This is a genomic window from Oleiphilus sp. HI0080 (assembly GCF_001635135.1).
On the sequence record NZ_LWFU01000382.1, the window covers coordinates 1 to 10,566 of the forward strand.

At 49.5% G+C, this 10,566-nt stretch carries 12 protein-coding genes; 10 read left to right on the forward strand and 2 right to left on the reverse strand.

Annotation, left to right across the window (positions count from 1 at the left end; genetic code table 11):
• From cobU to A3751_RS06385, 9 genes are all read left to right on the forward strand, one after another.
• On the forward strand, positions 1 to 533 hold a 533-nt coding region (gene cobU, locus A3751_RS06345), incomplete at its 5' end, for a bifunctional adenosylcobinamide kinase/adenosylcobinamide-phosphate guanylyltransferase (RefSeq protein WP_231876852.1).
• Entirely contained in the window at positions 530 to 1,330 is an 801-nt protein-coding gene (locus tag A3751_RS06350; protein ID WP_068453504.1) for an ABC transporter ATP-binding protein, read from the forward strand. The genes cobU and A3751_RS06350, both read left to right, overlap by 4 nt.
• Positions 1,320 to 2,366, forward strand: coding sequence for an iron ABC transporter permease (locus tag A3751_RS06355; protein WP_197466208.1), 1,047 nt, complete (start codon positions 1,320 to 1,322; stop codon positions 2,364 to 2,366). Before A3751_RS06350 ends, A3751_RS06355 begins: the two co-directional genes overlap by 11 nt.
• The gene (locus tag A3751_RS06360; protein ID WP_197466209.1) at positions 2,356 to 3,285 is read left to right on the forward strand and encodes a cobalamin-binding protein; all 930 of its coding nucleotides are present in this window, start codon (positions 2,356 to 2,358) and stop codon (positions 3,283 to 3,285) included. The genes A3751_RS06355 and A3751_RS06360 overlap by 11 nt, the downstream gene beginning before the upstream one ends.
• Before the next feature lie 58 nt (positions 3,286 to 3,343).
• Positions 3,344 to 3,955, forward strand: coding sequence for a cob(I)yrinic acid a,c-diamide adenosyltransferase (gene cobO / locus A3751_RS06365; protein ID WP_068453507.1), 612 nt, complete (start codon positions 3,344 to 3,346; stop codon positions 3,953 to 3,955).
• Entirely contained in the window at positions 3,942 to 4,964 is a 1,023-nt protein-coding gene (gene cobT, locus A3751_RS06370) for a nicotinate-nucleotide--dimethylbenzimidazole phosphoribosyltransferase (protein ID WP_231876853.1), read from the forward strand. The genes cobO and cobT overlap by 14 nt, the downstream gene beginning before the upstream one ends.
• Before the next feature lie 15 nt (positions 4,965 to 4,979).
• On the forward strand, positions 4,980 to 5,759 hold the full coding sequence (gene cobS / locus A3751_RS06375; protein ID WP_082863093.1) for an adenosylcobinamide-GDP ribazoletransferase: 780 nt from the start codon (positions 4,980 to 4,982) through the stop codon (positions 5,757 to 5,759).
• Positions 5,760 to 5,762: 3 nt separating this feature from the next.
• The gene (gene bluB, locus A3751_RS06380; RefSeq protein ID WP_068453511.1) at positions 5,763 to 6,413 is read left to right on the forward strand and encodes a 5,6-dimethylbenzimidazole synthase; all 651 of its coding nucleotides are present in this window, start codon (positions 5,763 to 5,765) and stop codon (positions 6,411 to 6,413) included.
• Positions 6,414 to 6,529: 116 nt separating this feature from the next.
• Positions 6,530 to 7,576: a sensor domain-containing diguanylate cyclase gene (locus A3751_RS06385; protein ID WP_068453513.1), complete on the forward strand. Its 1,047-nt coding sequence runs from the start codon at positions 6,530 to 6,532 to the stop codon at positions 7,574 to 7,576.
• Here the strand turns inward: A3751_RS06385 and A3751_RS06390 are convergent.
• A complete protein-coding gene (locus A3751_RS06390) occupies positions 7,548 to 8,741 on the reverse strand; it encodes a DUF819 family protein (RefSeq protein WP_068453515.1) in 1,194 nt (397 codons plus the stop codon). The genes A3751_RS06385 and A3751_RS06390 overlap by 29 nt on opposite strands.
• Complete coding sequence (locus A3751_RS06395; RefSeq protein ID WP_068453517.1) at positions 8,738 to 10,093, reverse strand: alanine racemase; 1,356 nt, start codon at positions 10,091 to 10,093, stop codon at positions 8,738 to 8,740. Before A3751_RS06395 ends, A3751_RS06390 begins: the two co-directional genes overlap by 4 nt.
• Before the next feature lie 192 nt (positions 10,094 to 10,285).
• On the opposite strand from A3751_RS06395, the gene A3751_RS06400 reads away from it, so the two are divergent.
• Positions 10,286 to 10,566, forward strand: a 281-nt coding sequence (locus tag A3751_RS06400) for a DUF3081 family protein (protein ID WP_068453519.1), incomplete at its 3' end; no start/stop codon positions are given.

Consider the following 10,566-nt stretch of genomic DNA (forward strand, 5'->3'; position numbering starts at 1 on the left):
GAGGGGCGAGTATGAAGCACCTAATACTGGGTGGCGTTAAATCTGGCAAAAGTCGATACGCAGAAAACTCGGCGAGAACGTTATCTGACAAGGTTGCGGTTGTAGTCACCGCAGAACCTTTAGACGAGGAGATGAAGGCACGCATCGCACGTCATATCGCTGATCGCTCTGCACATTGGCAAACTAAAGAAGCGCCTATCGATCTCGCCGCTGCGTTAAAGCAACTGGACCGCGACCCAAGTGTTGAGGTTGTGATTGTTGATTGCTTAACCCTCTGGATTACCAATTTGCTTGTAAAACCCAAGGTCTCCGACCGCCTCGCGCACTATGTCGCCGAGTTCGAAAAAGAGCTTAAGCATTTCACTAAACCACTGCTACTTGTTTCCAATGAGACCAACATGGGCATCATGCCTGTTGATGCATTATCAAGAAGGTTTTGCGATGAGACGGGTAGGCTGCACCAGCGCCTTGCAGCTGCTGTTGATCGGGTTGATTTAATCGTTGCGGGACTGCCTGTGAGCGTCAAGCCATGACGTTGAATCTCGACATTCAAGGTCTCTGCTGGGATGTGCCCAACACGCAGCGTCGTATTCTTGATCACATTGACCTTTCTATTCAGGAAGGGAAGTTCGTCGGCCTTATTGGGCCAAACGGTGCGGGAAAGTCGTCGCTCATGCGGAGTGTTTATCGCGTGCACAAGCCGAGCTCTGGCAAGGTATTGGTAAACGGCAAGGACATCTGGAGCATCTCAACGAAGCAAGCGGCGCAGCAAACTGCGGTGATTCTCCAAGAGCAAAGCGAGCATATGGGTCTGACTGTACGAGAGGTTGTCGCTCAGGGCTTGACGCCACATAAAGGTCTGTTTGAGCCGGACTCTCAGCAAGAGATGAAGCGTATCGATGAGTTGATTGAAGAGTTTGAGTTAGACAGCATGTCGAAGTCCTTGTTTTCCAATTTATCGGGTGGAGAGAAACAGCGCGTTTTTCTGGCCCGCGCAATTGTTCAGAACCCGTCGTTACTCATTATGGATGAGCCAACGAATCACCTCGACATTCATTTTCAGCTCGAGGTATTGCGCTCAGTCAAAGCCATGCCGCTTACGGTGTTTGCGTCCTTTCATGACTTGAATTTGGCCGCCGCGTTTTGCGACGAGCTGCATGTTATACACCGAGGGCGTATTGTGGCTTCTGGCTCGCCGCAGCAGGTTATAACGGAAGATATGATCGGGGATGTGTTTAGAGCCTGTTGTGTTGTTGATCAACATCCACTTTACGGCCATCCTCGGATTAGCTATGCATATCATGCTTTGGGGGAGAATAATGACGCCTAATGTTGTGTTCACCCTAGCTTGGTTGTTGATCACGCTTGTCAGTCTTGTGGCGTCTATGGCGTTTGGTGCGGCCAATATCTCGATGCAGGATGTGGTTCAAAGCATTTGGGGCTTGGTCTTTGAACTGGGTTCCAGCGACCTTGAGCCGCTTGTTGGCGAGGTAAAGCAGCGTATTATCTTAGAGTTACGAGCGCCGCGTGCTGTCTTGGCATTTTTAACGGGAGCAGGGCTCTCGCTCGCCGGTGCGGTGTTGCAAACCGTTACCAGAAACCCGCTGTCAGACCCTTACTTATTTGGTATTTCTTCGGGCGCTTCATTTGGCGCGGTGTTAGTCATTGCGAGTATAACCGGCACGTCTTTGGGCGCGGCATCCGCCTTTAGTGAGTTCACGATTACGGTGGGCGCGTTGCTAGGTAGTCTGCTCTCGGTTGTGTTGGTGGTCGCACTTGCCGGCCGAAGCGGCAGTATCGAGCGTATGCTTCTCGCTGGAGTGGCTTGCTCATTTATGTTTAGTGCAGCGACAAGCTTGGTTCTCTATATGTCGGATCCTTTGGCCGCATCGTCGCTTATTTTTTGGACCCTTGGTAGTTTTTCCCGAGCAGAGTGGTCGAGCCTAACTGGTGTGATTGTTGTCGTGGGGGTGGGTTTGCTGGTTTTTATTTCATTTTCGAGACCGCTTAGAGCCATGCTTGCCGGTGATGAAAGCGCACGTGCGCTGGGTGTTTCTGTCGTGAAGCTTCGTTTAGGAATGCTATTACTAAGCTCCCTGATGACCGCAGTATTAGTCGCGAATTGTGGCGGGATTGGTTTTGTCGGTTTGATGATCCCTCACATTGTTCGTCGTTTGATTCAGGGTCGCACAATTAATGTCTATATCGCTACCGCATTATTAGGCGGTGTATTTATGGTTTGGGTCGATGTTCTGGCGCGAACACTCCACGGTGATTTTGAACTACCGGTTGGCATCATTACCGCTGCTATTGGTAGTACCTTTTTTCTGCTCGTCTTATATCGAAGAGAAACGCATGCATCGTAAGTTGTTTTTGGGTCTTATCCAATCCGTGCACCTTGGCCGGTATTTCCAAGCATTAAAGACGGGCCTGATGTGGTTTCTGTTATGTATGGCATGTGCGCACGCAGCCGCCGATGGCTTAAATCATTCAGCCCAAGCGGAGTCTGTTGAGCGCATTATTGCTTTGTCGCCGCACTCTGTTGAAATTATTTTCTTGCTGGGCGCAGGCGATAAAATTGTTGGTACCACTGAGTTTGCAGATTACCCGGAAGCCGCGCTCAATATCCCGAGGATCGGGAATTATGATGGTATTCAGATAGACCGCGTCTTGGAATTGCAGCCCGACGTCGTGATTGCCTGGGAGGGCGGCAACCCAGCAAAGGACTTGGCGCGTATTAGATCACTTGGGATTCCTATTCACTTAAGCAAGACGAAGCGACTTGAAGATATTCCACTGGAAATTCAAGCGATCGCCAAGCGGATTGGTTATGAGCAACAAGGTGACGCGTTGGCTAGTGCTTATTTAGAGCGCTTAGAGGCATTGCGCAACCGATATCAAGACGCTGCGAAGGTACGGTTTTTCTATCAATTGTGGTCTAAACCGTTGCGCACAATGGCCGCGGGCAGCTGGATTAATCAACTGTTTAGCGGTTGCGGTGGAGAGAATGTCTTTAGCGATCCAGCACTGGATTATCCGCAGGTGAGTTTGGAAAGTGTCATTGAAAAGCAACCGGATGTGATTGTCGTACCGACGCATCATGGCGGGGAAATAGCCGTTGAAATGTGGCAGAACTGGCCTGAAATTCCCGCTGTTAAGAATGAGCAGATCGTATTTTTTGATGGCGATTTATTGCATCGATTTTCGTATCGAACCTTGGATGGCATGCAGCAGGTGTGCGAGCGATTTGATGCGATAAGAACACAGAGCACGTTGAGTAAGTGAGTTTTAAGTGGCCCGCATTGGGCACCATAAACACTGAACGAAGTAACAGGAGCGAGTAATGACTGGCGAGAGCGATAAGAACGAAGCGCACAAAAAGAAGATGCAAAAGCAAAAAGAAAACGTGGATGCGCACATCGCAGCCGCGGACGAAGAGCGTGGTATTGCATTGTTGTTAACCGGCAACGGGAAAGGCAAAAGCAGCTCCGGTTTCGGTATGGTGCTGCGGGCCCTTGGTTATGACCAAAAAGTCGGCGTGGTGCAATTCATCAAAGGCGCACAGCTTTCTGGTGAAGAGATCTTCCTGAAAGAGAAAATGCCTGAAGTCGACTTCTATCAGATGGGCACCGGTTTTACTTGGAACACGCAAGACAGAACCTCTGACATCGAGGCCGCCGAGCGAACTTGGGAGCAAGCGGCGCGCATGTTAAAAGACACGAGCCTGGATTTGGTTCTGCTCGATGAACTGACCTACATGATCGCCTATAAATATTTGGATGAGCAGATGATTGTCGATGCGATTGCCAATCGTCCTCCTGAGCAAAGTGTCATCGTTACCGGTCGTGGCGGCGGCAGCGCCCTCCGAGAGGTGTGTGACACGGTGTCAGAGGTCAAAGAGATCAAACATGCCTACAAGGCTGGCGTGAAGGCACGAAAAGGTGTCGATTACTAAGATGGATCTTCGTGCTCAAATCCAACACAAAATTGACTCAAAGACCAAACCTCTCGGCGCTTTGGGCCTTGTTGAAACCTTGGCAATGCAAATTTGTTTAGTTCAAAAAACGCTAGAGCCAACGCTGATCAAGCCTACGATCGTTGTTTTTGCTGGTGATCATGGTATTGCGCACGAAGGGGTGAGCGCCTATCCGCAAGAAGTGACTTGGCAAATGGTGATGAATTTTGTTTCAGGAGGCGCTGCGATCAACGTGTTTACTAAGCAGCATGCTATGGATCTTTGTGTGGTTGATGCAGGCGTTAATTATGACTTTCCAGAGGGCTTGGGTGTCGTTCCGAAAAAAATTGCGAAAGGGACGAAGAGCTTTTTAAGGCAAGCGGCGATGAGCCACGATCAGCTGAAACAAGCATTGGACTATGGAAGGGAGTTAGTTTCTGATCTGGCAGAAGCAGGTTGTAATGTGCTTGGTTTTGGTGAGATGGGCATTGCGAACACGACCGCTGCGACGGCACTGATTTGTCAGTTGAGCGGTATGTCTTTGGAGTCCATGACTGGACGCGGAACAGGGCTAGACGACGAGCAGTTGAATCACAAACTCAAGGTGCTGCAAAGCGCATTTTCCCATCATGGTCGTATCGAAGAGCCAGAGCGCGTTTTACAAACCTTTGGCGGTTTTGAGATCGCCCAGATGGTTGGCGCAATGCTTGAAGCGGTGCAGCGGGATATGGTGATACTGGTAGACGGTTTTATTGCTTCTGCCGCCTACCTTGTGGCAAGCAAAATGGATACGCGGATGGCGAGGCATGCGGTGTTCTGTCACCAGTCTCATGAGGCTGGCCATCAGGCACTATTGCGTGACTTGAATGTTGAACCCTTACTAAAGCTCGATCTGCGTTTAGGTGAGGGAACAGGCTGTGCGTTGGCGTTCCCTTTAGTTGAGTCGGCGGTGCGCTTTATGAATGACATGGCGAGCTTTGAACAAGCTGGCGTCTCTGAAGCAGACTAACCAAGGTTTTTTATCGTGATAGAAGTTGCGTCAATCATCAGGCACCAATTGCGTTTGGTTCACTATGCGCTGATGTTCTACACGCGCATTCCTTTGCCATCGCTCGACAGTACGGATCAGAATATCCAAGACCATGCTAGCCGCTATTTTCCTTTGATCGGTTGGCTTGTTGGCGCAACCTGTGCGGGATCGTTTCTGGGTTTGAATATGCTGTTTACCCAAGAGGTCTCTGTTGTCTTAGCGGTGCTCATCGGCATCTACACCACGGGTGCTTTCCATGAAGATGGTTTAGCGGACACGTGTGACGGTCTAGGAGGTGGTTGGGATAAGGCGCAAATTCTCGATATTATGAAAGACAGCCGTGTCGGCACATACGGGTTGGTTGGACTCGGCTTTGCACTTATGTTGAAAGTTACTTTGCTTGCTCAATTGCCTATCGAATATGTTGCGCTTGCACTGCTTGTCGCGAATGTGGTCTCGCGTTGGTACAGCGTTTTGGTGATGCGCCTCATGCGCTATGTGCGAATGGACGCGTTGAGCAAAGCCAAACCGATCACCAAGCATTTTGCAAACAAAGACTTTCTGATAGCGACCTGCATCACCTTGCCGGCGTTTTGCTTTTTGCTAGTTGGTGATATTTGGCTTGCAACCCTAACCATGGGGCTTCCCGTGCTGTACCTCTGCTTGAAGCTTAGAAAATGGCTTGGTGGATATACCGGAGATACCTTAGGGGCCGTGCAGCAGGTGAGCGAAATAGGGTTCTATCTTTCTTTAGCGGCGATATTGACGTGGTAGCGTATGAGTAACCCTTTCACTTACAACGAGGACGATAAGTCTGCCATTTATCGCGTCATGGCTGAGCGTCGAGACATGCGACATTTCAATGGCAAACCGGTCAGCGAAGACGTGTTAATAAGATTATTCAAGGCCGCGCATATGGCGCCAAGTGTTGGGCTGATGCAGCCTTGGCGGTTTGTTCGTATTACGGACTTGGCGCTCAGGGAGCGTATCTATGGTTTGGTTGACGATGAGCGCAAACAAACGGCCATTGCGTTAGGAGAAAGAAAGGCTGAGTTTTTAAAGCTAAAGGTCGAGGGTGTAAGGCAATGCTCCGAGTTGGTGATCGCGGCTTTGCCGGATGGGCGAGAGCAACATGTTTTTGGTCGACGGACGTTACCAGAAATGGATCTTGCATCGCTATCCTGTGCTATCCAAAATATTTGGTTGGCGGCGCGTGCAGAAGGCTTGGGTATGGGGTGGGTCTCGCTGTTTGATCCACAGGCACTTAAAGCGGTTTTGAATATGCCCGAAGACAGTCATCCAGTCGCTATATTGTGTCTAGGCCATGTCGATCAGTTCTATGATAAGCCCATGCTCGTCCAAGAGGAATGGGCGCAAGAGACGCCTTTGGCCGAGTTTTTGTTTGAAAACAAGTGGGATACGCACTAACTGCCAAAGCTAAACCGCTGCTCGACCTTGGGTTTAGGCTGGGTAAGTTTGCCTAAGCGCTTTTCTCGTCTAAGCTAGGTGCATCCATAATAATTCACATCGTCTTAAGACTCGTCATGCAAAAACCAGCAAAACCTGAAAATGAGCGTGATCGCATTGCAGACCTGCATAGCCTTAACATTTTGGACACACCAGCCGACAAGTGGTTCGAGGCGATTACCGGCGTCGCGAAGCAGCTCTTCAACGTGCCGATTGTTGCCGTTAGCCTGGTAGATGAAAACCGGCAGTGGTTCAAATCTATTCAAGGGCTTGAAGTTCATGAAACGGGGCGTGACGAGAGTTTTTGCGGTCATGCGATATTGCAAGACGACTTGCTCTACATTCCGGACACGCTGCGCGATCCGGTATTCGCAGATAATCCCCTAGTCACTGGCGAGCCGCATATTCGTTTCTATGCCGGCTGCCCGATTGTTTCAGCGAACGGATACAAGCTCGGTACGATCTGTATTATCGATCGAGTGCCGCGTATGTTTGCGCCTGGTCAGCTAAATGGATTGCGGCAGTTGGCGCTTTTGGCGGAACTCGCCACTCAGGTGGTTGCGGGTAGAAAGGTCTATCGTTCATTACTAGATCAAGTGAGCTTGCTTGATCGGCAAACTAAAATTGATCATCTGACGCGTTTGTGGAACCGCCGCGCAGCAGAGGACGCGTTAGAGCAGCTCGCAAGTCGCAGCAACGATCAGGGTGATGGTTTTGCGATTGCTGTAATTGATATTGATAGCTTTAAAGCGATTAATGATCAGTATGGTCACTCAGGTGGTGATGAGGTACTGACCGAGTTGAGTCGCAGAGCTATTGCAGAATTGCGAGATGGTGACATTCTCGCGCGCTGGGGTGGTGACGAATTTATTGTGATATTAGATTGTGTGCAGGCAGAAAAAGTGCACCAGTTGCTAGAACGTTTCGCGTCGCGTATCTGCGAACAAGCGATCTCTTTTGATGATCAACAAATCAATATTTCGCTGTCGATTGGTTACAGTGTTTTTGAGGTGCCGGAGCACCGTGATTGGACTTCGGTATTCGAAGCTGCGGACGAAGCCATGTACGAATCCAAACAAGAAGGGCTCGGTCGAGTTACGTACCGAGCAGCGCCTTCAAACTAAACGCGACGGCAATCCCAAAATAGTTCCCGAGCACATATCCGATAATCGCTGCACAGAAGCCAGGGACGAGCAGGGCTTGGTTGCGCAATGCGCCGACAATGACAGGAATAAAAGGTACGGACATGATTGCTGCTGACGCGGTCACTAAAAACGTATCGACGTCTACTTTTAGCCAGCGACAAATTGTCGCATGCACAAGCAAGGCACAAATAAGCATAAGCCCAATATAGCTAAAGAGCGCTGCATCGATGTCTGCCAGAATCGCCAGATTCGTCATACTTCCCATCGTGAAGCAAAATACCAGCACGAGATACATTCCAAGCCGAAAGCTGATCTTCAAGTGCTGAACCGGAGGAATGAACGACGACGCCATTCCCAGTGTCGTGATGAGAATAATCGTAGCTGAGGATTGCATTGAGCTAGGCAGCAAGCCGCTCACCCCCAAACTTAAGCCAACAATGACGGCTGCAACGAGCATTGTTTTGAATAAGGCGCCCAGGTTGTTAACACGTACTAGTTCAGCGTAGCTTGCAGAACGTTCGTCGCCAAGATGTGCAAAGTGAATGGCGTCTGTATTCTGGCCTTGATCTTCTTTCTTAAAGGCAGGTAGAAAATATTTGAAGATGGGTTTGGCAACGCTCAGGACAAACAATAGAAATAACGCAGACAGCATGATGTCGTAACTGGTCATGCGCACGAATATGGTTTGGTCGCCCTCTATCGCAGCGTTAATCGCAGCCATATTTGGGCCACCTCCAGTATACGCCCCGACTGCGAGTCCGGCGACCTGCCATAAGGCCTCTATATGGCCGTTGAACGCAAAGCTCAGTGCAAAGGTGCAGCACAAAATAGAGGCGAAGGCGGCGATCATCGCTTTGGCTGTGAGGCCGGCATGTGCTAGTGCAACCTTTAAATTGATCGACATGACTAATAGAGGGATGGCAAGCGCGATACTGATTTCCGTGAGTTGGGTTTGTGCACCAGACAGGCCATCTAATGACGTGATCGCATGCCAATCCAACGCATGCACAGCGGTGTTGAGTAGGATTCCGGAGGCAAAGCAGAGCAAGACAAGGCCGAGCTTATCAACCCAGCTCAGATTATGCCCAAGCCAGACCAGTAGTGCGGGAAACAAAAGGCATAGCAGCACAACAAGCATGATCATTGTTGTTTACCCTCAGTTGTCGCGTCATGTACGCCACTCTGCTTCGCAGACGAGCTTGTCGATGAGGGTGTTGAGGAGGGTGTTGAGGAGGGCGATGACCCTAGGTCAAAACGCGTTCCCTGCGTCAACGCGGGCCACCATGTGTCTATTTGCCCATGGTTCAGCACTGCGACATCGCCAAACTGAAGTAATACAGATTCACTTTGCTTTGGTCGAAAAAGCATTAAATCATCGGCTTGAATGGCGCAATTATCGTCAAAAGCATACAACTCCTGATTACTTGATCGACCAAATATAGGCACTAGTTTTGCGCTTGAAGGGTAGCAGGGTTCTGCAAGCCAATTGCCGCCGTAGATATACCCCGAACAAAGCGGCAACTGTTTTGCTTTTCTCAACAAGGAAGACAGTGCTGCGGGGCCCGGAACTGAGATGCGATCAACGCGCTTTAAAAGAGGGGTTGCGATGAAAACCGCGGACTCAAATTGCGTGAGATGCGGCAGGTCAAAGTCGCATGGCTTAAGCAGAGCTGAGCCTACCGAGAGCTCATTGCAAGGCGCTTTCGCGGTGTACTCGGTGAACGTAGTACTGCCTCCGGAGTTAAAGCAGGTGCCAGGCACACTGAGATGCTCGACACGCTCTTTAAACGCTTCGTAGCTATGCCAGCTGGCATCTAGCGCACCCTTCAGCCCACCTAAAATAGAGGGGATCTTCGCCGCATGTGCTTCATACCCCATTAATCCCGCAAACCTTAGATTATTACTTTTTTCGAGAAGCGTGATCGTATCTTCGAATTCTGCATTAAGGCTGAAACCACCTCGATGTAAGCCGATATTTATTTCAAGATTTATCCGCAAGCTTGCGTGGTGCTTTTTAGCGATTGCTTGATACTGCTCAAGACGCGCGTGGCTATCGATCAGCCACTGAACTTGTGACAACTTCGGTGCCGATTTGCTCTTTGGTTGCTGCATAAACCAAACAAGCAATTGTTCGAAAGCCGCTGCGGGAAGTGGTTTTCCTAACAATATGTCGCTCAATGCATAGCGTGACGCAATTTGCTGAATGAAGGGAGCATGAAAACACATAAAGCGTTGCGTTTCGGATTGCGTTTGAGCGCTGATGTGGTCAATCAGCTGCATGCAAGGCAAGGACTTTACCACTAAGCGATGCACAAAACCCTCGTTTAGTATTTGCTTTAGCTGCGCAATGTTGCGATTTAAAGCGGCCTGATCAATAACGAGTGTTGGCTGACTAATACCCGCTTCGGCTAGGAGTTTACTCAAGGCGTGATATTGCAGAATCGAATCCTGCAGGGGTGCAGAGGTCTCAGAGGGCACAGGGTTGTTGGAGTGCATAGGGCGCGCGGCTCTTTTTGTTATTGATTTTGAGAAGATTGATCGAAGGTTACTGCTACGCAAGGCTTTGGGCAATATCCAAGATGGCCAAGATGGTAGGCGATGCTTCACAAGTACGATTAGAGTTAAGGGGCTCTACGCATAGTCCATCATCGTTACGATCACGTAGAAACAATGAGAACGCAGCGATGCATGATAATGGTAGATTTGAGCAAATACATGATGGATGATCTGAAGCAGAAAATTGAAGTACGCAAGGCGCTAAAAGCATTTGAATTGATTCGCCAGTTTGGCGAGCAAGAGGGTGATGAGTATCGTCTGTATGGCGTAAGCGCCAGCTCAGACTTTGATGGTTATAATCTTTTACTAAAAGATGCGCGTGTGAAATTACATATCTTCTTTCATAACAAATTTGAATGCGACTTCGATTCAAAAAGCGCGCTCGACGCGTTTATCGGCAAGCTTGATGCTTT